This is a genomic window from Janthinobacterium sp. Bl 1, from assembly GCF_058215535.1.
In genome coordinates this window covers 4,005,793-4,027,493 of the sequence record NZ_CM177086.1, presented here as the reverse complement: position 1 = coordinate 4,027,493, position 21,701 = coordinate 4,005,793, and the positions used below count along the sequence as shown (strand labels likewise).

Genomic DNA, 21,701 nt, shown 5'->3' with positions numbered 1-21,701 from the left:
ATCGGTTAATCAGATAGCCATTGCATCCTTTCATCCGGTATCTCCAGCCCCCGCTGCCGCACATATTCGAGAAACAGCCGCGCGCCCTTGGCCATGCGCGAAGTGCCGTAGACCGCATGGATGCTGGGATCGAGCTCCTTCGACGAGGTCAGCCGGTACGCCGTGCAAACCCGGCGCAGGGTGCCGGCGGCCACGGCGGGTTCGGCCAGCCAGCTGGCCAGGCGCACGATGCCGGCGCCTTCCAGGGCAGCTTGAAAAGTGGCGATGCCCGACGTGAAGCGGAAACGCGGCTGTACCTGGTAGCGCACGTTGCGTTCGCCGGAGACGAAATGCCAGTCGCGCAGGATGCGGGGGGCCGAGTGCATGATGATGTCGTGGCCGGCCAGCTCTTCCGGTTCCTCGGGCGCGCCCATGCGGGCGATATAGTCGGGCGAGGCGTACATGTAGCGGCGGTAATTCCACAGGGGGTAGCCGATCAGCTCGCTCGACTGGGGGAAGGCGCCGCGGATGGCAAAGTCGAGCTTTTCCTGGATGGGATCGATCGATTTGTCCGAGAAATGGATGTCCACGGACACGTTCGGGTAGTCGCGCGAAAATTGCGCCACCACTTTCGGCAAGAAGCCCAAGGACAGGATCTCCGGCGCCGAGAGGCGCACCCAGCCTTGCGGCGAGTTGCTCAGCTCGGCCAGTTGGTCTTCCGCTTCGGCCTGTGTTTCCAGCAAGTGCTTGGCCGACGCGTAATACGTTTCCCCGGCCGTCGTCAGTGTGAACTGCTTTTGCGTGCGCAGGATCAGTTCGGCGCCGATGGCCTCTTCGAGGAACTGGATGGCGCGCGTGACGGCCGATGGCGAGCGCCCCAGCATGCGCGCCGCGTGGATGAAGCTGCGCTTTTCGACCACGGTGCAGAAGGCGCGGATCTCCCACATCAGTTTCATCGACATCGTGACTCCCGGCAAAAGAGGCCAGTAGACCGCATGGGGCGCATTCCGTCAAGCGTTACGCCAGATTGCGTTTCCCGCAATTTGAAGTTGCATCGGAAAAAATCCACGGCGCCTATACTGCCGCTGTCGATCATTCCATATTGCCTATCATGCTGACCATCTCGCTGCTGTGTTTATTTGCCTTCTTTGCCGGCCTCATCGACGCCGCCGTGGGCGGGGGCGGGCTGATACAGCTGCCGGCCCTGTTCAACCTGATGCCGAACATGGCCTCGACGTCCTTGCTGGGGACGAATAAACTGGCGTCCGCCTGCGGCACCACGTTTGCCGCCCGCTCATTTGTCGGCAAGGTACATATCCCGTGGCTGCTGGTGCTGCCGGCCGTGGCCAGCGCCTTCGTCATGTCCTTCATCGGCGCGGCCGCCGTGTCCTACGTGCCGCAACAGGTGGTGCGCCCGATGGTGCTGGTGCTGATCATCATCATGGCCATCTACACCTTCATCAAGAAGGATTTCGGCACGACCCGCGAAGCGCGTCCCATCGGTCCGCGCGAACGCATCCTCGCCATCGTCATCGGCGGCGCCATCGGTTTTTATGACGGCCTGTTCGGGCCGGGCACGGGCAGCTTTTTGATTTTCCTGTTCATCCGCGTCTTCGGCTTCGATTTCATCCTTGCCTCGGCCTGCTCGAAACTGGTGAATATCGCCACCAACGTGGCCGCGCTGGCCTTCTTCATTCCCGCCGGCCACGTGGTGTATGCGGTGGCCGCACCGATGGCCGTGTGCAACATCCTGGGCGCGCTGACGGGCACCTGGATCGCCGTGCGCCGTGGCGCCGCCTTCGTGCGCATCCTCTTCCTCGTGTTGCTGGTGCTGCTGATTGTCAAGTTGTCCTACGACATTTTCTTCAAGTAAGTTTTTGAACGACAACAAGCCATGAAAACCATCCAGGGCGTGCTGTGGGACAACGATGGCGTGCTGGTCGATACCGAACAGCTGTTTTACGAAAGCAACCGCGACTTGCTCTTGCCTTACGGCATAGACCTGACGCCGAAGCAATTCTTTGACTGGTTCCTGGACAATAACTACGGCGCCTGGCATGTGCTGCTGGGGCAGGGCCACGAGATCGAGCTGGTCGAGCGCCTGCGGGCCGAGCGCACGGTGCTGTTTGCCGAACGCTTGCGCCAGGCGCGCCGGCTGGCCATGCCCGGCATCGGGCAAGTACTGGCGGCGCTGCGTCCACACGTGGCCATGGGCGTGGTCACCAGTGCTTACGAACAGCATTTCCGGATCAGCCATGCGGCCACGGGCTTGCTGCAGCACTTCGACTTCGTGCTGACGCGTGAAATGTATGGCGAAAGCAAGCCGGCGCCCGACGGCTACCAGCTGGGCTTGCAGCGCCTGGGCCTGGCTGCCGCCGACTGCGTGGCCGTGGAAGACTCGCCGCGCGGCTTGCGCGCCGCCAATGCGGCTGGGCTCGAGTGCATCATCGTGCGCAATCACATGAACCGCGAGCATGCATTTGATGGGGCTTTTTGCGTGGTGGATTCAAATGCCGAGCTGGGCGAAGTGCTGGCCTCGTTCGTGCCCGGCATGGCGCCGGCGCACGCGCAATTAGAGGTCTTCCTCTGATCCGTCTTGCCGGCATGCCATTACAATTGCCTATCGCATTCACCGGCACCGCCCCACGATGACCCTCCCGCAACTGCACTTTGCCCACGCCAACAGCTATCCTGCCGGCACCTACCGCAAGCTGTTCGGCTTGCTGGGCCGGCACTACAACGTGCAGGCGCTCGACATGCATGCGCACGACCCCGCATATCCCGTCAGCACGGGCTGGCCCGAGCTGGTGCGCGAGTATATCGACGAGCTCGAGCGCCGCTACAGCGCGCCCGTGATCCTCGTCGGCCATTCGCTCGGCGGCATGCTCAGCGTGATGGTGGCCAAGCAGCGGCCCGACCTCGTGCGCTGCGTGGTCTTGCTCGATTCGCCCGTGGTGGCGGGCTGGCGCGCCTTGCTGGTGCGGCTGGCGCGCAACACGGCGCTGGGCGAGCGCTTCTCTCCATCGCGTTTTTCCGCCAGGCGGCGCAAGCTGTGGCCCGATGCGCAAGCCGCGTATGAACATTTTGCCGCCAAGGACATGTTCGCCATCTGGGCGCCGAACGTGTTGCGCGACTACATCGACAGCGGCCTGGTGCCTCATCCGGAAGGGGTGCAGCTGCGCTTTACGCGCGAAGTGGAAACGCAGGTGTATCGCAGCCTGCCGCACCATATTGGCGGCCTCGTCAAGGACGGTTTTCCCGTCCCCATCGGCTTTATCGGTGGCACGGAATCGGTGGAATGCCGCCAGGCGGGCTTGAAGGCCACGCGCAAGCTGGTCGGCAGGTTTTTCCGCCAGGTGCCGGGCGGCCATCTGTTTCCCATGGAAAACCCCGAGCTGACGGCGCAAGTGGTGCGCGAAATGATCACGGCATTGCTGGCGAAACAATAGAATATCGCCGAGGATTTTCAGGCGATGGGGGCCAACGGCGGCGGATTTTCGCGTAAAATCCTGCCATCCGGGCCGCGCCTGCACCAGGCGTGCGGTCCCAGCCATTCCGATATTCTAGAAAGATACTGCTGCGATGACGATTAAAAGCGATAAATGGATACGCCGCATGGCGGAAACAACGGGCATGATCGAGCCGTTCGAACCAGGCCAGGTCAAGGAACGCGACGGCAACCGCATCGTGTCCTACGGCACGTCCAGCTATGGCTATGACATCCGCTGCGCCGACGAGTTCAAGTTGTTTACCAACATAAACACGACCATCGTCGATCCCAAGGATTTTGACGCGAATAACTTCGTCGACGTGTCGGGCAAGGGCTATTGCATCATTCCGCCGAACTCGTTCGCGCTGGCCCGTACCGTGGAATACTTCCGCATTCCCCGCAACGTGCTGACGATTTGCCTGGGCAAGAGCACCTATGCGCGCTGCGGCATCATCGTCAACGTCACCCCGTTCGAACCGGAATGGGAAGGCTATGTGACCCTGGAGTTTTCCAACACGACCCCGTTGCCGGCGAAAATCTACGCCAATGAAGGCGTGGCGCAAGTGCTGTTCTTCGAGTCCGATGAAGTGTGCGAAACGTCGTACAAGGACCGTGGCGGCAAATACCAGGGCCAGGTTGGCGTGACGTTGCCGAAGACCTGATTGCGGTGCAGGGCGGGGCGACCGCCTTCTTCACTTGTCTTTACCTGCCTTTACATCCGCCGCCCTAGATCCGCGCTCCATGCCTGCCGTTAACCTTGGTATTGAAACACTGAGGAGACAGTATGGTAGCGGCAATCGGTTCAGGCGGCGCAGTCGGCGCGGCCAGTAGCGCCAGTACGGGGGGCGGCTCGCAGATCGCGGCGCTGCAAAAGCAGATCACGGCGGCGCAAAAGCAGTTGACGGAGTCGCAGAAGGGCGAGCAGACGGAAGCGTCGCAAAAGCTGCAGCAGCAGCTGGCGCAGCAAATCCAGGCCTTGCAGGCGCAGATTGCCCAATTGCAAGCAGCAGCCGCGCAACAGGCGGCACAACAAGACTCTCAGACGGCCAGCGGCGCCGAAACGGCGGCCAGCCCGGCCAGGTCAAGCACGTCGACCCTGGGCAGCATCATCGATACGCAGGCGTAACAACACATCCACAAATAAGACGCCAGGCTCGCCGACAGCTCAGCCTGGCGTTTTGACGGGCAGCAGCATTTCCACGCACAGTCCGCCACCACTGCGCAAGCTGGCTCCGATGCGGCCGCCATGGGCGCTGATGACGTGCTGGGCGATGGCCAGGCCCAGGCCGTGGCCATCCGTGCCGTGCTGGGTATTGCTGGCGCGGAAGAACGGTTCAAAGATGCGGGCCAGGTCGGCGCTGGCGACGCCGGGGCCCCGGTCCAGCACGGCGATGCGCAGCCAGTCCGTCTGGCGCGACAGCTCCACGTTCACCGTGCCGCCATCGGGACTGTGCTTGATGGCATTGCGCACCACGTTTTCCACGGCGCGTGCCAGCAGTTCCGGCTGGCCTGTGACGCAGGCGTCGGCAATAGCCGCGTCTCCGGCCAGCGCGATGCCCAGCTGGCGCGCCCGGGCTTCATAGCGGGCGTCATCCACGATGTCGTGCACGAGGTCGGCGATGCCGACGTCTTCGCTGTGCGCTTGCCCGGCCCCGGCCTCCAGCCGTGACAGGGTCAGCAGTTCACCGATCAGTTTATCCATGCGTTCGCTTTCGCGTTCGATACGCTGCATCGAGGCAGCCATCTTTTCCGGCTGCTGGTGCGCCAGGCCGATGGCGGCCTGCAGGCGCGCCAGCGGCGAGCGCAACTCGTGCGAGACGTCATGCAGCAAGCGCGTCTGGCTATCCATGAGGTTACGCAAGCGGCCCGTCATGCGGTCGAAATCGCGGCCCAGGTCCGTCAATTCATCGCCGCGCTTGCCGCTGGCCTGAAAGCGCGGTGCCAGGTTGCCGTGCGAGGCGGCCTCGAATGCCTGCCGCAGGTCGCGGATGGGGCGCGCAAAATACCAGGCCAGCAAAAAGGCGAACAGCAGGCTGGCGGCGATGGCGGCGCCCAGGGGAATGAAGTTGCGGTAGGGCGTGTCCATGCGCGGCGGCGGGCCGCGGCCGAATTCGCCGCGCGGCGGGGCGCCCGCTTCGTGGGGCCGTGGAGCGGGCCCCATGGCGCGCGGGCCGCTCATGGCGACGGCGTTCAGCGTGTCGCGCGCGGCCCCCGCCTCGGCATTGCGAAAGCGCTCGGACGAGGGCAGGAACAGCAGGTAGCGCTTGCCGTCGCTGCCGGCCGCGTCGCGCACGACGGGATGGGCCTGGCCCTCTCCCTGCTCCAGCATGGCGCGCGCCTTGGCCAGCATGGCGGGATGCACGGCGCGGCCCATCAATTCTTGTCCTTTGGCATCGACGGCAAACACGCGCATGCGCTCTAGCTTGCCCAGGAATTGCCGCAAGGCCTGGCTGCCGCCCGCTTCCAGGGTGGCGCTGGCGGCCTCGATGATCATTTGCGCGGGCGGACTGGTGTCGATGTCGAGGGCCCGTTCCTGCTGCGCAGCCCGGTTTTTCAGCCAGAAGGTGCCGCCGATGCCGATGGTGGCCGTCACTTGCGCCAGCATGATGCACAGAAAAAACTTCCAGAACAAACGGCCCACGCTTACTCCTTGATCAGCTGGTAGCCGAGGCGGTACACGGTCTGCAGGCAGGAGCGGCCGTCGGCCAGGCTGCCGAGCTTGCGGCGCAGGCTGCTCAAGTGCACGTCGATATTGCGGTCGAAGCGGGCCATGGGCCGTCCCAGACCCAGTTCGGACAATTGATTCTTGCTCACGGGTTTGCCCGCATGGCGCACCAGCACTTCCAGCAAGTTGAATTCCGTGCTCGTCAGCTCCAGGTGCGCGCCGGCCCAGGCAACGCGGCGCTGTTCCGGCCACATCGTCAGCTGCCCCACGGTCAGCGGCGCCAGGCCCGACGCATCGTGCGGCGCCGCTTGGGCGCGGCGCAGGATGGCGCGGATGCGCGCCGTCAGCTCGCGCGGCGTGCATGGTTTTGTCACGTAATCGTCGGCGCCCAGCTCCAGGCCCACGATGCGGTCCGTATCGTCGCCGCGCGCCGTCAGCATCAGGATGGGCAGGTTGCTGCCGGCGCGGATGCGGCGCAGGGTTTCCAGGCCATTCATGCGCGGCATCATGACGTCGAGGATGGCGATCGCGTACAGGCCCGTCAGCGCTTCGGCCGCGCCGCTTTCGCCGTCATGCACGGCGCGGGCGTCGAAACCTTCCTGCGTCAGGTATTCCTGGAACATGCCGACCAGTTCCACGTCGTCATCGATTAACAAAACCTTGCTCATGCCTGTGCTTTTTTCGGGTGAATATCGTCCGATGATAGCAGTCAACAGGCGCTGTTCAGCGCGGTTTTACCCGCTTTTACACACGTTCGCTTACATTTGCTGCCCTTCCTTTACGCGCTTTTACGCGGCCCTGACGTTGCTTTACACGCCAGACGCCGACAATCAGGGCTGACCGCCACGAAAGGAAATCCCGATGAAATACCTGAGCATCATTCTATCCCTGCTGCTGTTGTCCGCCTGCAGCATGCCGCTGCTGGCGCTGGCCCAGCCAGGGCCGCCGCCCGGCTTGCCGCCGTTTCTGCACGGCATCGAGTTGAACGAAGCGCAGCAGGACAAGATTTTCGCCGCCACCTACGCCCAGGCGCCTTTGCTGCRGGAATTGCTGGCCGTGCTGACGCCGGAACAGCGCCAGCAGGCGCAGCAGCTGCACGACGACCGCCAAGGCCCGCGCCACCTTGAGCGCCCCGAGTAAGCGGCCGGCGTGAGCACAGGGAGAGTCAGCATGCGCATCCAGGCGCTCTCGCGACGGGCCACGCAGGTTTTGTACCTGTGTGCCAGCCTCAGCCCCGCCTTGGCGGGTTTGCCCCACTTGATGGAATATATATGGAATTACATGATCACGGTCTGGCATCCGATCTCGAAATGATGCGCCGGCAGGCCGCTGAACGGCGGCAAGTGCTGCGCTGGCTGCTGGCCGGCGCCGCCACCTTGCCTTTGATCAGTTGCGGCGGCAGCTCGGACGCCGGCGATACGGCGGCAGGCAGCGGGGCCGGCACCGTCACAATACCGACCACGGGCGCCTGCACGGTAATACCGGAGGAAACGGGCGGGCCGTACCCGGCCGATGGCACGAACACGCATGGCGGCAGCATCATCAACGTGCTGAAGCAGTCGGGCGTCGTGCGCAGCGATATCCGCGCCAGTTTCAATGGCGCTGCGGGTGTGGCGGCGGGCGTGCCGCTCACCATTCAGTTGCAGTTGCTCAACGCCAGCGGCAGCTGCGCCAGTCTGGCCAGCTACGCCGTGTATCTATGGCATTGCGACCGCGATGGCCTGTATTCGCTGTATTCGAGTGGCGTGACGGCGCAAAATTACCTGCGCGGCGTGCAGGAAACAGACAGCGCCGGCAATCTCAGCTTCACGACCATCTTTCCCGGCTGTTACGCGGGACGCATGCCGCACGTGCATGTCGAGGTCTATCCCAGCGTGGCCATGGCGGCCTCTGCCTCGAACCGCATCAAGACCTCGCAATTCACGTTTCCGCTGGCAACGCTGAACGAGGCCTACGCGGCCAGCGGTTACACGGCCAGCGTGCGCAACCTGGCGCAGATCGGCTATGCAACCGACAATGTCTTCAGCGACGGCGCCAGCCTGCAGATGGCCACGGTGGCGGGCAATGCCACGCAGGGTTACGTCGCCACGCTGGTGATCGCCGTGAACGGTTAAGTCGCCGTCATGAAACCCAGATCGCGCCGGCTGAAGTTGCCGATGTTCGGGAACACCTCGGCCAGCTGGCTGTCGGCCACGCCGAACCACTTGGCCAGGGTGGCGCCGTACTGGTCGACGGACGTGGTCGGCAGCAGGGCGCCGGAACCGACGTCCAGCGCATGGCCGACGCCCGTGACGGGGAAGGCGCCGTAGATGTCGCGGCCCTTCACGGCGCCGCCCACGACAAAGTGGTGGGCGCCCCAGCCGTGATCCGTGCCATCGCCGTTGCTGCTGAAGGTGCGGCCGAAGTCCGACGCTGTAAACGTCGTCACTTGGCGCCGCAGATCCACGCCCTGCAGGGCCGCCAGGGCCGTGTCGAAGTACGCGAGCGCATGGGCCAGCCGGGCCATCAGGTCGCCATGCAGCACTTTTTGCCGGTCATGCGTGTCGAAGCTGCCCAGGGTCACATAAAACACTTGCCGTTTCGCCCCCAAGGCGCCGCGGCCGCCGATGATGCGCGCCACCGTCTGCAATTGCACGGCCAGCTGGTTTACGCCGGACGCGCCCGTGTTCGGATTGATGTAGGGCGGTGGATTGGGCACGCCGCCCGCGCCGGCCGCCAGCATGGCGCCGCTGAGGATGCTTTGGCTGGAAATGGCGCGCTGATCGATGGCCACATGTTCCTGCTCCATCAGGTCGCTGCCGGCCTCGTTGATGATGGCTTGCAGGCCGCCGGCCCTGCCCGTGCTGCGATACAGGCTGCCGCTGATGATACGGATCGGCACCGCACCGGCCTGGCCCACCTGGAACTGGCGCACCTGGCGCCCGCTCAGGAACACGGTATCGCATGCAGCGGACACGGCCGTGAACATGGCGTTGCCGTTCCGCGAGCCAAGCAGGTCGCCCAGGCGCCCGCCCCAGCCGATGCTGGCGCCTTCCGGCAAGCCCGATTGCCAGGTCGATTGCTGGTCGTTATGCGAAAACAGCTTGGGCGGCAGGGCCACGCTGCCCGCCTTGTATTGCGCCAGGGTGACGGGCTGGATCAGGGTGCCCACATTGGCGACGACGGCGGTGCGGCCGTCATCGAACAGGCTTTTCAGCGGACCGAGGGCGGGATGCAGGGCAAAGCTGCGTCCCGTTTGCGCGGTGGCCGGCACGATGGGCAACACGCCGCCCGGCTGCACCACGGCGGGCAAGTGGATGGAATCATTGCTGCCCGTGTTGCGCAGGCGCTGGTATTCATTCCAGGACGATGTATCGGTTGCCAGCACCGTGTTGAAGGCGTCGTTGCCGCCGGCCATGAACAGGCACACGAGCGCCTTGTAGTCATCGGCCGACTGGGCTGCAGCCTGGCCCATGGCTGCCAGGTTGAGGGCGAACGGCGCGGCCGTGCTGCCGGCCAGGCTCAGCATGGAGCCAAGGAAGCGGCGGCGGGAAAAGGGGGAGATGGGCATGCGGCTTCTCTTATTTCTGGACCAGGTATTCAGGCGAGGCCATCGACAGGAAGATGGCCAGCGTGACGCGGTAGGCTTGCGAGGTTGCAACTTGTGCGGCATTGCTCCCGGTGGCGGCCGGAATGCGGACGCTATTGACGGTGGACAGGATGTGCCCGCGCAGCTTGGTCGACATGCTGCCGGCCAATAGCAGCAGGTCAACGCGGTCGAGCAGGGCTGCCGGCTGGTCGGCCAGGGCCAGCTCGGCCGCATAGTCCGCCTTCAGAGCGCGGTTTTCTCCCACCCCACCGCTGATGGCATCCTGGATGAAGTTCAGATAGCCGGTGACGGACGGTTCCGCCGTAATCTGCATTTCCGGCGCCACCAGGCTGGCGGCGGCCAGCGACGAATTGGGCGGCACATAGCTGGGACGGAAATAATTGAAGACGGATGGCGCATTCATGGGATTCTGGCCCAGGCCCGTGAGCGGATCGTCGAGGTAGTAGAGGGTATTGCGGAGGCTGGCATCCTTGGCGTTAAAGGCGCGCATCCAGTTACCCAGGCGTACCAGCGGTTCGCGCAATTTCCCCGTGCGCAAGGTCGTGCCGGCCGGGGCCAGCGCCTCTGGATCGAGCAGCACGGCGCGCAGCACCGCCTGCATGTCGCCGCGCACGCCGCTGCCATTGTTGGCAAACGCGGCTGCTACCCGGCCCACATAGGCAGGGCTGGGATTGCTGGTGACGAGCCGCTGGATCAGCTGGCGGCCGAAGAAGGGCCCCGTGTTCGGGTGGTTGAACAGGGTATCGAGGGCTTGCGCCAAGTCGGCTTCGCCGGTGGTGGCGCCTGAAATACTGACGCCCAAGAAACGTTTTTCACCGGTGGAATGGAAGGCGGTGTAATTCTGCATCGGCTTCCAGTCCCGGTCCGGATCGGCCACGCTGCCAAAGAAACGTTCGCGGCTCTGGTCCGGCCCGGCCCAGCTCCAGCCCGTAAACACTTTCGCCAGGCCTGCCACGTCATCGCGCGAGTAGGTGTCGATGGGCTTACCGCCGGACAATTTCAAGCTGCCGTCGGCGTTCAGCTGATACAGGCCGATGGTAAATAACTGCATGACTTCGCGGGCGAAATTCTCATCCGGGGTACGCGTCGCCGATTCCTTCTGATTGCGCAGGTGCGACAGATACAGCCCCATCATTGGATGCGTGGCGACGCCTTGCAGCAAGGTGCGGAAGTTACCGAAAGCATGTTGCCCCAGCATGTCGTAATAGCTGGCGACACCGCGCACGTGTGGCCACACGGCCTCGTTTTGCGTGGAAATGACGAAAATTTCCGACAAGGCAAACGCCGTGCGTTGCCGCAACTGATCGTCGCCGCCTGCGGCCTGCTGCCAGAACGACTCGTAAAAATCCGTAAAGCGGAAGGCTTGCTGGCCGTCGGCCCGCGGTGGAAATTTCGCATCGAGATATTTTCGATGCAAGGTTTGTGGCCTGGAAAACTGCGTACTGAACCAGGCGTTGCTGTCGCTGGTGGCAAGTGCATCGATGGCCGCCATATTCGGACCGAACGTGGCCCGGCCCAGGAAGCGCGACGCCTGCTGGCGCGTAAAAGTCATCGTCGTTCGGCTGTCCGGTGGCGTGGTCAGTGGGGGCGGCGGGGCGGTTTCGCCCGGGAAGCGGTCGCCGGCGTCATCCACGGGCGGTACCGCCGCGACGTTTGGGTTCTGTATGCAGCCGGTCGGGCTGTCGCCGCCACCGCCACAGGCGGTGAGCAAACTCAGGAGTGTTACAGCCAGCAAGCGGCGCAAAGTAGGGTGGTTCATTTAGTTTCTTTGTGGCAATCAAAATCTACCTCGTTAATTGTATGCCTTGCCTACGAAAGTGCTGTGCTCAAAGAACTATTTACGTCTTGTCCACTTTTTCAGTTGGTGGATTTTGGCAGGTTGTAGTGATTGTTGGTGATGCTGTCGAGCGAACTTTATTTTTTACAAATGGAAAATATTTTTTACCGAACGCAGCTATTGTGGTCGATAGACGACGTAATAAATTGCCTCGGATTAAGCTTGTTCGAAAGCTCATGGACAGAGCGAAAACAGCTTCGCCGGAAACCATGGTTTTTACGCCATCGGCGAAATGCCGTTCGCCGTTACCCGCGCTTTTCCCTTGTCCTTCCTGGCACGGCCCTTGCAATAACAGGGCATGGGCCGCGTGCCTTCCTTTGTTGCCGGAGCCTGCCATGACCAGCCGTCTGCTCGCCTATCGTCCCGAAATGGAATTGCCTGAAGCGCCGGGCATGCAGCCTTTGCAGCAGGAAGATGAATTGGCACTGGCGGCGCAGTTGCTGGAATTGCAGGCGCCGGCCCAGTTCGATCGCTTTCTGGCGCGCCAGCTGGGTGCCACGGCGGCGGGCCAGCAAGTGCGCGGCACGCCGCTGGAAGGGCCGCTGCGTCAGCTGCTGGGCAAGGTGGTGGCGCCCCTGCTGCCCCTGCATGGCGGTTCGCCGCAGGCGCTCAAGCGGCGCGCCGCCGGCATCTTCGGCATGGAACTGGAAGGATTGAGCCCGGAAGACAAGGAATTCGAACTGGCGCGCCAGGTCGTGCACCTGATCGATGCCGTCAATACGGCGCTGGCGCAGGACGGCGGTACGGGCGCGCGCGCACCCAGGGCGCGGGTGGAGACGGCCCTGCTGCAAGTGGCACGCAGCGTGGCGCCAGGCTTGCTCAGGCAGGCGGCGCAAACGCCGGGGCCGGACGGTGGCCGCTGGCGCCGCGAGGGCGGGCACATCGTCGTGCTCGATTGTTAGCCGGACGGCCATCCGTCCGGCGCTGTAGTGTCAACTGAGGTGTCAACCGAGGTGTTAACCAAGGTGCTAACTTTTAGGAGCTCATCATGCATGACTTAGATCGTACGACCCTGGAATACGGGCAGGAGATGTCCGGCTTTGAAGCGGAACAGTTCGAGTTTGGCCAGGGCGAGTGGAGCGGCGAGGGCGGCGCGAACGCCATGTTTTCCGAAACCGAGGAGATGGAACTGGCGAATGAACTGCTGTCGGTCAGCAATGAAGCCGAGCTGGAACAGTTTCTCGGCAATTTCCTGCGCAAGGCCGCCTCGGTGGCGGGCGGCATCATCAAGTCGCCCGTGGGGCAAGCGGTCGGCGGCGTGCTCAAGGGCGTAGCGAAAAAAGCCATCCCCCTGGCCGGCGGCGCGATCGGCGGCTATTTTGGCGGCCCGCTGGGCGCCAAGATCGGCAGCGGCCTGGCCTCGGCCGCCGGCAACGCGCTGGGGCTGGAAGCGGAAACGTCATCGAATGAGGACCGCGAATTCGAGGGCGCCAAACAGTTCGTGCGCCTGGCCGCCGACACCGTCAACCGGGCCGCGCAGGCACGCGGTGCGGGCGACCCGCGCGTCATCGCCCAGGCGGCCGCCAGCGCGGCGGCGCGCCAGTTCGCGCCCGGCTTGCTGGGACGCCCCGGCAGCCAGGTGGCCACGCAGGGAGGCAGCGGCGCCGGCGCGGGCGGCAGCATGACGCAGGGGGGCGGACGCGGCCAGGGCCAGGGCGGCATGCGCCAGTCCAGCGGACGCTGGGCGCGCCAGGGCCACAAAATCGTCTTGTACGGCGTCTGACATCATGGCCATCGGCGCTTACGCTGCCTGGATGCTGGCGCAGGAAGCACGCTCGTTGCTGACGCGGCTGGCGCGGCTGGAACCGTTCGCGCTGATCGAGCCGACGGTGCTGGCGGCCGCCCTGATGCCCAGCGCCCAGTCGGCCATCGAAAGCCAGCTGGTGCAGGGCCGGCGCGCATTGCGGCGCATGGTGGCCCAGTTCCAGTGGTGGCTGCGGCGCGAGCACGCCGACGGCGCCAGCATGGCCACGGCCGCCGAGGCACAGCGCCGCTTCACCTTCCTGCGCCTGAAATTCAATGCCGCGCTGACCCAGTTCGACCTGTTCAACGAAGTCATCACGCAGCGCAGCGAGCACAAGACGGGTGTGTGGCTGGCCGGCCTCGACATCGTTGCGGCCGACGCGCTGGCGCTGCCCGGCAATGTGTACCAGGCGCCGCCCGTGATCTGCTACCTGGACCGGGGCCCGGGCGCGGCCATCCGCCGCGCACGCACGCGCTTGCCGGGCGGCGGCGACAATCCCGTCGCCATCATCCGCCTGCCGCGCGAACGCATGATCGGCAGCAGCATCGCCTCGTCGCTCGTGCACGAGGTGGGCCACCAGGGCGCGGCGCTGCTGGACCTGGTGGCGTCCCTGCGGCCCGTGCTGCAAGCCATGCAGCACGGCGGCAGCGGTGCCGTGCACGTGTGGCAGCTGTGGGAACGGTGGATTTCCGAGATCGTGGCCGATTTCTGGTCGCTGGCGCGGGTCGGCGTGGCCGCCACCCTGGGCCTGATCGGCGTGGTCAGCCTGCCGCGCGTGTTTGTCTTCCGCCTCAATATCGACGATCCGCACCCGGTGCCGTGGCTGCGGGTACGCCTGAGCTGCGCCATGGGGCGGGCCCTGTATCCGCATCCGCAATGGGACCGCCTGGAGCAGCTGTGGCTGTCGTACTACCCGCTGGCTGGCCTGCCGCCGGCCCGGCAGCGGCTGCTGGAGCAGTTGCAGGCCAGCATGGCGGCCCTCGTGGGCTTGCTGGTGCAGCACCGGCCGCCTGCCTTGCGTGGCGGCTCGCTGGCCGAAGCCATGGCCGTGCGCACACGCCAGCCGGCCATGCTGGCGCAGCTGTTTCGCAGCTGGACCCTGGCGCCGGCGCAGATGTACCAGGCCGCGCCGACTCTGGTCTTCGCCGTGCTGGGCCAGGCGCGCGCCAGCGGCACCTTGAGCCCGGAAGACGAAAGCGAGCTGCTGGGGCGTTTGCTGACCCACTGGGCTCTGCGCAGCACCCTGGACACGTCGGAGCTGTGCGCCGATGTCGTGCGGCATGGCCGCCAGTCCGGCAGGCCGCTGCCGCCCCTGGCATCCCGTTTGATTATCCATTGAGGAGAATGACATGAGCAGCAAGACGAGCAGCAATATGGGTGGCAAGAACAGAGGGGCGGGCCAGGCGGGTCCGAAACACCACGGCGGCAGCATCGCTGTCACCGTGCACGAGCAGGACAGCGGGGCCATGGTCGTCAATGCCGCCATCAGCCTGTACCGGGGAGCCGAGGCTGACTGCCATCTGTTCAATGCCGCCACTTGGGTGCCCGACCCCGCCATGCTGGTGGGCGTGCGCTGGACGGATGGGCGTGGCGGCACCGTGTTTACCGACCTGGCGACGGGCAGCTACGTGGGGGTGTATGGCAATTTCCCCGCCACAGCGCCCCAGTGCGTGACGGTGCAGGCCGGCTGCAGCGCCGTGCTGTGCTTCACGCCCCAGCTCAACCCGCAGGTGACGCTGGCGTTTGAAACGGCCGACTGCCATCCCAGCGACTGCCATTTCGGCAGGGTGGGCGACCGCGCCGTGGCCACGATCGCGTTTGACGGCGACCAAAGCGCCGACGGGCGCGATCAGGTGCAAGTGCTGGCCGCCGCGCCATGGGTACCGATGCGCGGCGCGGACAACGCGTTTACCACACAAGTGCGGCGCGCCGGCATGCACCGTTTCATGGGGCAGATGATGCTGTCGCAGCGGCCCGAATTGCGCAGCGCCTTGCCCGTGCCGGAAGGCATGAGCCCGAACGCCATGCTGGCGCTGGATGCGGAATACGAGACGGAAGAGCGCCAGCCTCAACCGATCTCGGGCAATGTGGGCGTGTCGCTGACGCGCACGGAAACGGAGCCGACGGAAGACTTGCCGCTGTGGACCCTGATACGCAACAGCACCGAGGCGATGTCGTTTACCAATTACCTGCATTTCATGGACAGCCTGTTTTGCGGCGACCTGGCCAGCGTGCGCGGCTTCGAGCAGGAACGCTTCGTCAAAAAGACGGAGATGTTCCAGCAGCTCAAGCAGCGCCGCGCGCTGCCGTTTTCCGATGCCGATTCCTACCGCGTGCTGAAAGTGGCGACGGAAGCGTTCGTGATGGTCAATTGCGGCGTGCTGAACCAGCCGCTGGCCTTCAATCCGGCCGAGGACAACGCCTACCTGGACCGGCGCGACATCCCCCAGGGGCGCGACCTGGAAACCGTGCTGCGCAATGACTACCTGGAAAACATCGACGGTTTCCAGACCTTGCCCTATTTGGCCGTGATCCGCCGCAAGCTGCCCGACATCCCCATCAGCATCCCGCGCGGCCAGGAAGGCGAAGTGGACCTGTGCTTTGGCATCATTCAGGAAAAGCTGGCCAATCCTTGCCTGCTGGAACTGATCTGGTCGTACTGGCATGAAGAGGGCATGCTGGTGCAAACCATGAACGCCATCGCGCAACGCTTCCAGAACCTGCGCGCGCCGGGCAACCATCTCGACCCCCTGTCGAACACGGAAATCGACATGCTGCGTCCGCTGAATAATTTGCTGTGGGGATACACGCAGGATGAACAGCATCGGCTGACCGTGATGCGCCGGAACTATGAGTATGACCATCACTACGGTGTGCGCCTGGACGGCAAGGCAGTGCAGCACTTCCGGCCAGCCGATAGCCGCTCCAAATTCCTGGAAGCGTTCCACCACTTGCTGCGCCTGCTGACTTCGTTCTACAAGCAGGATGACGACACCACCGTGAAGGCCGACGCCTTCCCCGTGCTCAATGCTTTGAAAGAAATCCACCTGATCCTGTCGCAGGGCGCGCACAACCAGTTCGGCGACTTGCCGTCGACGGCGCGCATCGAGATGCTGATGCAGCAATGGATGCTGGCGCGCCCCGAATTCCGTGAATTTTTACCGACGCGCGTGATGGTCGCGTATCCGGAACCGTGGATGGACAGGGTTGACGCCATGAAGAAACTGCAGGGATGGACGGATACGAGCGTGATGCATTTCCGTAACCTGGCCATCTTTGGCGAGCAATTGCTGCTCTCCGTGCGCTACGGCAACTGGAGCGACATCTATGAGCCGACCCAGGCGTTCAACTGGGCGCGTTTCTGGCGCCCGCAAGTGCAGGGCTATATCCACGGCTACCGCGCCGCCACTGGGGTCGACCTGTCCGTCGACAGCAGCGACCCGGTGGTCGAAGCGACGATGCCCTCGGTGTTGCTGCGCCAGCGCCTGAGCCAGCAGCTGCGCAGCGTCTAGGGCGGGAGCGGGGCGCGTGCATGCTCGACTTTACCAGTGCCCTGTACCTGGGCATGCGCCATCCGGCGGCCGCGCTGGCGCCGTGGAGCAGCCTGACCCTGGGCCAGCCGGCCGCGCTGCAGGAGCCGCCTGGCGCGCAGGCCCTGGCCGCGGATCTCGCTGCCCTGCAAGGCTGCGAAGCGGCCTGCGTGCTGCCGTCGACCCTGCACCTGTTCTGGGACCTGTTCGGCATGCTGGCTGCCGAGCGGCTGGTGATCCTTGTCGATGGCGGCAGCTACGCCATCGCGCGCTGGGGCGCCGAGCGGGCGCAGGCCCTGGGCTTGCCGCAGCAAGTGTTTCCCAGCGGCGAGATGGCGGCGCTGCGGCAACTGGTGGCGGCCTGGGGCAGGCAAGGGCGGCGTCCATTGATCCTGGCCGATGGCTATGTGCCGGGCAGCGAACAGGTCTTGCCGCTGGCCGGCTATGCAGCTCTGGCGCGCCAGGGCGACGGTTATCTGCTGCTCGACGACACGCAGGTGCTGGGCGTGACGGGTACACAGGGGGGCGGCTCGGCGCGGCTGCATGGCTTGCATGGGGAGTCGCTGCTCATCGGCGCCTCGCTGGCCAAGGGCTTCGGCGTGCCGCTGGCCGTGCTGGCCGGCAGCCGCAAGCTGCTGCGGCGATTCGCGGCGCACAGCCAGACGCGCGTGCATGCCAGTCCGCCCTCGGCGGCCGTGCTGGCGGCGGCGCGGCGGGCACTGGCGCTCAATGCGCGCCACGGCGACGCCTTGCGCGCCAGGCTGGCGGACAGGGTGGCGCAATGGAGAGCGGGAATGGCGGCGGCCGGCATCGTTTGCCGGGGTGGCAGCTTCCCCGTGCAGCGCCTGCCCGGGCGTGCCCATTTGCAGCCAGCCTTGCGCGAGGCGGGCGTGCTGGCGCTGGCGCAAGCGGGGGAAGGTCCCGGCGCGCTGACGTTTCTGCTGCGGGCCGACCAGACGCCCCGGCAACTGGAACAGGCGATGGACTTGCTTGAACATCATACGAGGAGGCGATATGAACGAAGCGTTTGAAATGCTGCCCTTTGCGGGACAGGCAGGAGGGCCCGGCGAGCAGGAGTGGCTGGGGGAATGGTCGCAGCAGTGGTCGCAGTAGTGGACGCAAGAGGGGGAGGACGAGGGCGAGTGGGAAGGGGAATGGGAGAGTGAATGGGAAGGCGAGCGTGCGCGCCCTGGCGGTGGGCGCGGCGCCATGCGCGGTGGCGGCCTGCGCGCAAGGCCGCCGCTGCGGGGCCCGCGCCGTCCCGCGCCGCCACGCTACCAGGGCCAGGGGCGCCGGCCGCCCCGCTATCCGCCGCCGCCCTTGCCGTATCCGCCACGCTACCGTGGCTGGGGCGGCTATGGCGCCATCTATCCCACCATTTATCCGACGCCGTATCCCGTGTTCGGCGGCCAGCAGGAGCCGGCGCCGTATCAGGACACGGGCCGGTATCAAGACCAGGGCCAGGGGCAGGATCAGGGACAAGATCAGGACCCGGACCAGGATGACGGCCAGATGCAGGGCGAAGTGCCGCCCATCCTGGCGTCCACCCTGGGCCGCGTGCCGGGCGCGGCCGCCTTGCGCTACCAGGCGGTGGGAGCGATTCCGCAGGCCGTCAACGATGCGAACGCCACGGGGCCGGGCCTGTATGTGATCGAGTTCGACACCAAGGATGGCCGGCGCGCCTACAGCGGCCAGACCGATGATTTGCGGCGGCGCCTGAAACAGCACCATCTGTGCGGCAAGATGATGGGCATCGACATGAGCGCACATGACGTCTATGTGGCGCCGCTATCGTCGGCCGCACAGCGACGCATTCTGGAAAAGGGTATCCACAGCGACATGTTTACCCACCGGCGCGGCGTGTTGACGAACCAGCGGCGCGAACTGGAAATGGCCGTGCTGGGCGAAATGTGGGGCTGACGACGACAGGACCTTGACGACTGCGAAGGAGAGCATCATGCACCAACTCGAATGTGAATGCGGGCAATGCCGGCAGCGGGCCGGCGCCGCGTTTGAAGTGCTGGAATTCGGCCGGGAGTGGCCGGGCAAGGGCCGCGCGCCGGCCGTCTTCAGCGAAGAGGAAGAACTGCAACTGGCCATGGAATTGCTGGAAGTGGCCAGCGAGGAGGAACTCGACCAGTTTCTCGGCAATGTCTTCAAAAGCGTGTGGAAGGGCGTCAAGAAAGTGGGCGCTACCATCGCCAAGGTGGCCAAGCCGCTGGGCGGCGCCTTGAAGGCCGTGGCCAAGACGGCCTTGCCCTTTGTCGGCGGCGCCCTCGGTTCGATGATCCCGATACCGGGCGTGGGCACGGCGCTCGGTTCGGCCCTGGGGCGCGCGGCCAGCAATGCGCTGGAGCTGGAAATGGAGAGCGCAGCACCGGCCGATCGTGAACTGGAACTGGCGCGCCGCTTCGTGCGCATCGCGGGACAGGCGGCGCGTCTGGCCAGTGACGGCGATGGCAGCACGCGCGCCGTGGAAAGCGCGCTGACGCGGGCCCTGCACCAGCAATTGCCGCACTTCCGCTCGCCTGCGCCGCAGCAGGAAGAGGAAAGCGGACGCTGGCGCCGGCGCGGCAACCGCATCGTCGTCATGGGCGACTGGCAATAGTGTGGCAAGATGATCATCGATTGCCATTGCCATGCGGGACCGGGCGACGGCTTGAGCGGGCCGTGGGACAGCGATGCGCCGCTGCAGGCCTATCTGCGCCGCGCGCAGTCGGCCGGCATCGCCCGCAGCGTGCTGTTCGCCACCTTTCACTCCGATTACGCCATCGCCAACCATGGCGTGGCGCGCCTGGTCGCCTCCGATCCGCAGCGGTTTTACGGCTTTGCCTTCGTGCATGCGCGGCGCGACCGGGGCCGTATCCAGGACCTGGTGCGCACGGCCGTCGAGCGTTACGGTTTTGTCGGCATCAAGGCGCACCGGCTTGACGCGCGCATCAGCGGCGAACTGTGCGAGGCGGCGCGCTTTTTCGGCTTGCCCGTGCTGTACGACCCGGCCGGCGAGGTGGCCGTGGCCGAGCTGCTGGCGCAGCAGTATCCCGACGTCAATTTCATTTTGCCCCACCTGGGCAGCTTTGGCGACGACTGGGCGGCGCAGCTGGCGCTGATCGACCACCTTGTGCGGCATCCGAATATCCATACGGATAGCTCGGGCGTGCGCCGCTTCGACTTGCTGCAGCAGGCCGTGCGCCGCGCGGGGCCGCACAAGGTCCTGTTTGGCTCGGATGGTCCGTGGCTGCATCCGGGACTGGAATTGCACAAGATTCATTTGCTGGGCTTGCCGCCGCTCGATGCGGCGCTGATCACGGGCGGCAATTTTTTGCGGCTGGCGGGGCTGGCGTGAGGCAGATCAAAGGGCGGCTGGCGGTGTCGCGGCAGTAGCGGCCTGCTCCTCGCAGGCGGTCGCCTTGCGGCGTATCTGCAGGGCGCGGTCGGTTATGCCCAGGCGGGCGGCGGCGCGCTGGTTGTTGCCGTGTTCCTCGGCCAGCACGAGGCGGATGGCCACGTCGGTGGCGCAGCGCGTGATGTGCGACAGCTTGCAGCCCTGGACCAAGGCCCGCCGCACGGCCGCTTCGAAATGCTGGTCGGGCCAGAGCGGTGCCAGCAGCCGTTCGTCGGGCGGCAGGGCGCCGATGGTGATGGGGCCGGGTCCGCAATGGCGGTGCCAGATGCGGGTGACGGTCTGGCGCAGTTCACGCACATTGCCCGGATAGTCGCGCAGCAGCAGGTATTCGCGCACGGCCGTGTCCAGCGCAGGCGGCTGTTGCTGCGCCAGTTCGGCGAGGAAATGCCGGGCCAGCGGCAGGATATCGTCCTGGCGCTCGCGCAGGGGTGGCGTCTGGCAACGCCAGCCGGCGATGCGGTAATACAGGTCGGCGCGGAAGGCGCCGCGCGCCACCTCGTATTCCAGTTCGCGGTTGGTGGCGCAGACGAGGCGAAACTGGGTCGGCTGCCAGGTATTGCCGCCCACGCGCTTGTATTTGCGCTCCTGGATGGCCCGCAGCAGTTGTGCCTGCAGCGGCAGCGGCAGTTCGCCCACTTCGTCGAGGAACAGCACGCCGCCGTCGGCCAGGGCGAAAGCGCCGTCGCGTGCGGCCGCCGCGCCCGTAAAAGCGCCCCGTTCATGGCCGAACAGTTCGCTGCCAGCGAGGTCCGGCGACAAGGTGGTGCAGTCGAGAATGGTGAAGTCGCCACTGCAGTTGCCGAGGCGGTGGATCAGTTGCGCCAGTAAATCCTTGCCCGTGCCCGTCTCGCCCGTGATCAGCATCGACGCCTGGCTGAAGGCGGCCATTTCCACCACCTGGTGCAGCAGCGCGGTCCAGACCGCGCTCTCGCCCACCAGTTGCTGGCGCACGGCGCTGGACGCCAGCAGCTGCGCCACGGCTTGCCAGCGCTGCAGGCGCGCCAGCACCTGGCCTGCATCGATGCTACCGGCCGGCCACAGCAGCACATCGAGCGCGCCGGCCGCCATCAGGGCACGCTTTTGCGCGCAACTGGTGGGCTGGCCGCAGGCGGCAATGGCCAGCACGGAGGCATGGCGGCACAGCGCAGGCAGCGCTTGCAGCAGCGCGGCATTGGCCTCGGCAAACAGCACGATGCCCGCGCCATCCTCCTCGCCATCGTGCCGCCGGGCTACAGTTACCTGAGCCTGCTTCAAGGCCGTCATCAGCAAGGCGCCACTGCCAGCCGCCGCCTGCTGCACGATTTCCAGCCACACCTTGAGCGTCATATGCCAGCCATCACGAGGGCACGAGTGGCCCATCTTAGAAGCCCGATACCCCAGCCGTTTGATCTGGCGCAAGCGTGCGCGGTAGTGCACGCAATGAAAAACGCCACCTGATTTGCATCAGGCGGCGCTATTTAA

The 21,701-nt window shown here is 65.4% G+C and carries 22 protein-coding genes; 15 read left to right on the top strand and 7 right to left on the bottom strand.

Annotation, left to right across the window (positions count from 1 at the left end):
* Positions 1 to 5: 5 nt before the first annotated feature.
* Positions 6 to 941 carry a LysR family transcriptional regulator gene (locus AC4BCN_RS18130; RefSeq protein WP_338679011.1) on the bottom strand — a complete coding sequence of 312 codons (936 nt, stop codon included), beginning with the start codon at positions 939 to 941 and terminating at the stop codon, positions 6 to 8.
* 149 nt (positions 942 to 1,090) lie between these two features.
* Between AC4BCN_RS18130 and AC4BCN_RS18125 the strand changes: the two genes are divergently transcribed.
* From AC4BCN_RS18125 to AC4BCN_RS18105, 5 genes are all read left to right on the top strand, one after another.
* Positions 1,091 to 1,852, top strand: coding sequence for a sulfite exporter TauE/SafE family protein (locus tag AC4BCN_RS18125; RefSeq protein WP_034756294.1), 762 nt, complete (start codon positions 1,091 to 1,093; stop codon positions 1,850 to 1,852).
* A 21-nt stretch (positions 1,853 to 1,873) separates the two neighbouring features.
* Entirely contained in the window at positions 1,874 to 2,569 is a 696-nt protein-coding gene (locus AC4BCN_RS18120; protein WP_490491419.1) for an HAD family hydrolase, read from the top strand.
* A gap of 58 nt (positions 2,570 to 2,627) precedes the next feature.
* Complete coding sequence (locus AC4BCN_RS18115) at positions 2,628 to 3,428, top strand: alpha/beta fold hydrolase (protein ID WP_139089527.1); 801 nt, start codon at positions 2,628 to 2,630, stop codon at positions 3,426 to 3,428.
* Between the two features lie 133 nt (positions 3,429 to 3,561).
* Positions 3,562 to 4,131 carry a dCTP deaminase gene (gene dcd / locus AC4BCN_RS18110; protein ID WP_034755486.1) on the top strand — a complete coding sequence of 190 codons (570 nt, stop codon included), beginning with the start codon at positions 3,562 to 3,564 and terminating at the stop codon, positions 4,129 to 4,131.
* Positions 4,132 to 4,253: 122 nt separating this feature from the next.
* On the top strand, positions 4,254 to 4,595 hold the full coding sequence (locus AC4BCN_RS18105; RefSeq protein ID WP_139089526.1) for a FlxA-like family protein: 342 nt from the start codon (positions 4,254 to 4,256) through the stop codon (positions 4,593 to 4,595).
* A gap of 39 nt (positions 4,596 to 4,634) precedes the next feature.
* Here AC4BCN_RS18105 and AC4BCN_RS18100 read toward each other — a convergent pair whose 3' ends face one another.
* Together AC4BCN_RS18100 and AC4BCN_RS18095 are read right to left on the bottom strand one after the other, a co-directional pair.
* On the bottom strand, positions 4,635 to 6,110 hold the full coding sequence (locus AC4BCN_RS18100; protein ID WP_490491418.1) for a sensor histidine kinase: 1,476 nt from the start codon (positions 6,108 to 6,110) through the stop codon (positions 4,635 to 4,637).
* A 2-nt stretch (positions 6,111 to 6,112) separates the two neighbouring features.
* Positions 6,113 to 6,802 carry a response regulator transcription factor gene (locus AC4BCN_RS18095; protein ID WP_070302760.1) on the bottom strand — a complete coding sequence of 230 codons (690 nt, stop codon included), beginning with the start codon at positions 6,800 to 6,802 and terminating at the stop codon, positions 6,113 to 6,115.
* A gap of 193 nt (positions 6,803 to 6,995) precedes the next feature.
* Here AC4BCN_RS18095 and AC4BCN_RS18090 point away from each other — a divergent pair, with 193 nt between their 5' ends.
* Both AC4BCN_RS18090 and AC4BCN_RS18085 read left to right on the top strand, forming a co-directional pair.
* On the top strand, positions 6,996 to 7,274 hold the full coding sequence (locus tag AC4BCN_RS18090; protein ID WP_490491417.1) for a hypothetical protein: 279 nt from the start codon (positions 6,996 to 6,998) through the stop codon (positions 7,272 to 7,274).
* Positions 7,275 to 7,405: 131 nt separating this feature from the next.
* Entirely contained in the window at positions 7,406 to 8,248 is an 843-nt protein-coding gene (locus AC4BCN_RS18085) for a dioxygenase family protein (protein WP_490491416.1), read from the top strand.
* On the opposite strand, the gene AC4BCN_RS18080 is transcribed toward AC4BCN_RS18085, so the two are convergent.
* The 3 genes from AC4BCN_RS18080 to AC4BCN_RS18070 form a co-directional block, all read right to left on the bottom strand.
* On the bottom strand, positions 8,245 to 9,684 hold the full coding sequence (locus AC4BCN_RS18080) for a DUF1501 domain-containing protein (RefSeq protein ID WP_490491415.1): 1,440 nt from the start codon (positions 9,682 to 9,684) through the stop codon (positions 8,245 to 8,247). The two genes, AC4BCN_RS18085 and AC4BCN_RS18080, sit on opposite strands and share 4 nt — an antisense overlap.
* A gap of 10 nt (positions 9,685 to 9,694) precedes the next feature.
* Positions 9,695 to 11,482, bottom strand: coding sequence for a DUF1800 domain-containing protein (locus AC4BCN_RS18075; protein ID WP_490491414.1), 1,788 nt, complete (start codon positions 11,480 to 11,482; stop codon positions 9,695 to 9,697).
* 79 nt (positions 11,483 to 11,561) lie between these two features.
* Positions 11,562 to 11,897, bottom strand: a complete 336-nt coding sequence (locus AC4BCN_RS18070; RefSeq protein ID WP_490491413.1) for a hypothetical protein — start codon at positions 11,895 to 11,897, stop codon at positions 11,562 to 11,564.
* Between AC4BCN_RS18070 and AC4BCN_RS18065 the strand changes: the two genes are divergently transcribed.
* From AC4BCN_RS18065 to AC4BCN_RS18030, 8 genes are all read left to right on the top strand, one after another.
* Positions 11,896 to 12,462: a hypothetical protein gene (locus AC4BCN_RS18065; RefSeq protein WP_490491412.1), complete on the top strand. Its 567-nt coding sequence runs from the start codon at positions 11,896 to 11,898 to the stop codon at positions 12,460 to 12,462. The genes AC4BCN_RS18070 and AC4BCN_RS18065 overlap by 2 nt on opposite strands.
* Before the next feature lie 86 nt (positions 12,463 to 12,548).
* Positions 12,549 to 13,283 (top strand): hypothetical protein, encoded by a 735-nt coding sequence (locus AC4BCN_RS18060; protein ID WP_490491411.1) that lies wholly within the window; start codon positions 12,549 to 12,551, stop codon positions 13,281 to 13,283.
* A 4-nt stretch (positions 13,284 to 13,287) separates the two neighbouring features.
* Positions 13,288 to 14,643, top strand: coding sequence for a hypothetical protein (locus tag AC4BCN_RS18055; RefSeq protein WP_128142903.1), 1,356 nt, complete (start codon positions 13,288 to 13,290; stop codon positions 14,641 to 14,643).
* A gap of 10 nt (positions 14,644 to 14,653) precedes the next feature.
* A complete protein-coding gene (locus AC4BCN_RS18050; RefSeq protein WP_128142904.1) occupies positions 14,654 to 16,816 on the top strand; it encodes a hypothetical protein in 2,163 nt (720 codons plus the stop codon).
* Between the two features lie 20 nt (positions 16,817 to 16,836).
* Entirely contained in the window at positions 16,837 to 17,865 is a 1,029-nt protein-coding gene (locus tag AC4BCN_RS18045; protein ID WP_490491410.1) for an aminotransferase class I/II-fold pyridoxal phosphate-dependent enzyme, read from the top strand.
* A gap of 178 nt (positions 17,866 to 18,043) precedes the next feature.
* The gene (locus tag AC4BCN_RS18040) at positions 18,044 to 18,754 is read left to right on the top strand and encodes a GIY-YIG nuclease family protein (protein ID WP_490491409.1); all 711 of its coding nucleotides are present in this window, start codon (positions 18,044 to 18,046) and stop codon (positions 18,752 to 18,754) included.
* 37 nt (positions 18,755 to 18,791) lie between these two features.
* Positions 18,792 to 19,442 carry a hypothetical protein gene (locus AC4BCN_RS18035; RefSeq protein WP_128142907.1) on the top strand — a complete coding sequence of 217 codons (651 nt, stop codon included), beginning with the start codon at positions 18,792 to 18,794 and terminating at the stop codon, positions 19,440 to 19,442.
* 9 nt (positions 19,443 to 19,451) lie between these two features.
* Positions 19,452 to 20,180 carry an amidohydrolase family protein gene (locus AC4BCN_RS18030; protein ID WP_490491408.1) on the top strand — a complete coding sequence of 243 codons (729 nt, stop codon included), beginning with the start codon at positions 19,452 to 19,454 and terminating at the stop codon, positions 20,178 to 20,180.
* A gap of 6 nt (positions 20,181 to 20,186) precedes the next feature.
* Here AC4BCN_RS18030 and AC4BCN_RS18025 read toward each other — a convergent pair whose 3' ends face one another.
* Complete coding sequence (locus AC4BCN_RS18025) at positions 20,187 to 21,566, bottom strand: sigma-54-dependent transcriptional regulator (RefSeq protein ID WP_490491407.1); 1,380 nt, start codon at positions 21,564 to 21,566, stop codon at positions 20,187 to 20,189.
* Positions 21,567 to 21,701 lie beyond the last annotated feature (135 nt).

What these genes read in the sequence shown, in the direction of transcription:
- AC4BCN_RS18130 (WP_338679011.1), bottom strand. Translation starts at nt 941, where the DNA reads ATGTCGATGAAACTGATGTGGGAGATCCGCGCCTTCTGCACCGTGGTC.
- AC4BCN_RS18125 (WP_034756294.1), top strand. Translation starts at nt 1,091, where the DNA reads ATGCTGACCATCTCGCTGCTGTGTTTATTTGCCTTCTTTGCCGGCCTC.
- AC4BCN_RS18120 (WP_490491419.1), top strand. Translation starts at nt 1,874, where the DNA reads ATGAAAACCATCCAGGGCGTGCTGTGGGACAACGATGGCGTGCTGGTC.
- AC4BCN_RS18115 (WP_139089527.1), top strand. Translation starts at nt 2,628, where the DNA reads ATGACCCTCCCGCAACTGCACTTTGCCCACGCCAACAGCTATCCTGCC.
- dcd (WP_034755486.1), top strand. Translation starts at nt 3,562, where the DNA reads ATGACGATTAAAAGCGATAAATGGATACGCCGCATGGCGGAAACAACG.
- AC4BCN_RS18105 (WP_139089526.1), top strand. Translation starts at nt 4,254, where the DNA reads ATGGTAGCGGCAATCGGTTCAGGCGGCGCAGTCGGCGCGGCCAGTAGC.
- AC4BCN_RS18095 (WP_070302760.1), bottom strand. Translation starts at nt 6,802, where the DNA reads ATGAGCAAGGTTTTGTTAATCGATGACGACGTGGAACTGGTCGGCATG.
- AC4BCN_RS18085 (WP_490491416.1), top strand. Translation starts at nt 7,406, where the DNA reads ATGGAATTACATGATCACGGTCTGGCATCCGATCTCGAAATGATGCGC.
- AC4BCN_RS18080 (WP_490491415.1), bottom strand. Translation starts at nt 9,684, where the DNA reads ATGCCCATCTCCCCCTTTTCCCGCCGCCGCTTCCTTGGCTCCATGCTG.
- AC4BCN_RS18075 (WP_490491414.1), bottom strand. Translation starts at nt 11,482, where the DNA reads ATGAACCACCCTACTTTGCGCCGCTTGCTGGCTGTAACACTCCTGAGT.
- AC4BCN_RS18065 (WP_490491412.1), top strand. Translation starts at nt 11,896, where the DNA reads ATGACCAGCCGTCTGCTCGCCTATCGTCCCGAAATGGAATTGCCTGAA.
- AC4BCN_RS18070 (WP_490491413.1), bottom strand. Translation starts at nt 11,897, where the DNA reads ATGGCAGGCTCCGGCAACAAAGGAAGGCACGCGGCCCATGCCCTGTTA.
- AC4BCN_RS18060 (WP_490491411.1), top strand. Translation starts at nt 12,549, where the DNA reads ATGCATGACTTAGATCGTACGACCCTGGAATACGGGCAGGAGATGTCC.
- AC4BCN_RS18055 (WP_128142903.1), top strand. Translation starts at nt 13,288, where the DNA reads ATGGCCATCGGCGCTTACGCTGCCTGGATGCTGGCGCAGGAAGCACGC.
- AC4BCN_RS18050 (WP_128142904.1), top strand. Translation starts at nt 14,654, where the DNA reads ATGAGCAGCAAGACGAGCAGCAATATGGGTGGCAAGAACAGAGGGGCG.
- AC4BCN_RS18045 (WP_490491410.1), top strand. Translation starts at nt 16,837, where the DNA reads ATGCTCGACTTTACCAGTGCCCTGTACCTGGGCATGCGCCATCCGGCG.
- AC4BCN_RS18040 (WP_490491409.1), top strand. Translation starts at nt 18,044, where the DNA reads ATGCGCGGTGGCGGCCTGCGCGCAAGGCCGCCGCTGCGGGGCCCGCGC.
- AC4BCN_RS18035 (WP_128142907.1), top strand. Translation starts at nt 18,792, where the DNA reads ATGCACCAACTCGAATGTGAATGCGGGCAATGCCGGCAGCGGGCCGGC.
- AC4BCN_RS18030 (WP_490491408.1), top strand. Translation starts at nt 19,452, where the DNA reads ATGATCATCGATTGCCATTGCCATGCGGGACCGGGCGACGGCTTGAGC.
- AC4BCN_RS18025 (WP_490491407.1), bottom strand. Translation starts at nt 21,566, where the DNA reads ATGACGCTCAAGGTGTGGCTGGAAATCGTGCAGCAGGCGGCGGCTGGC.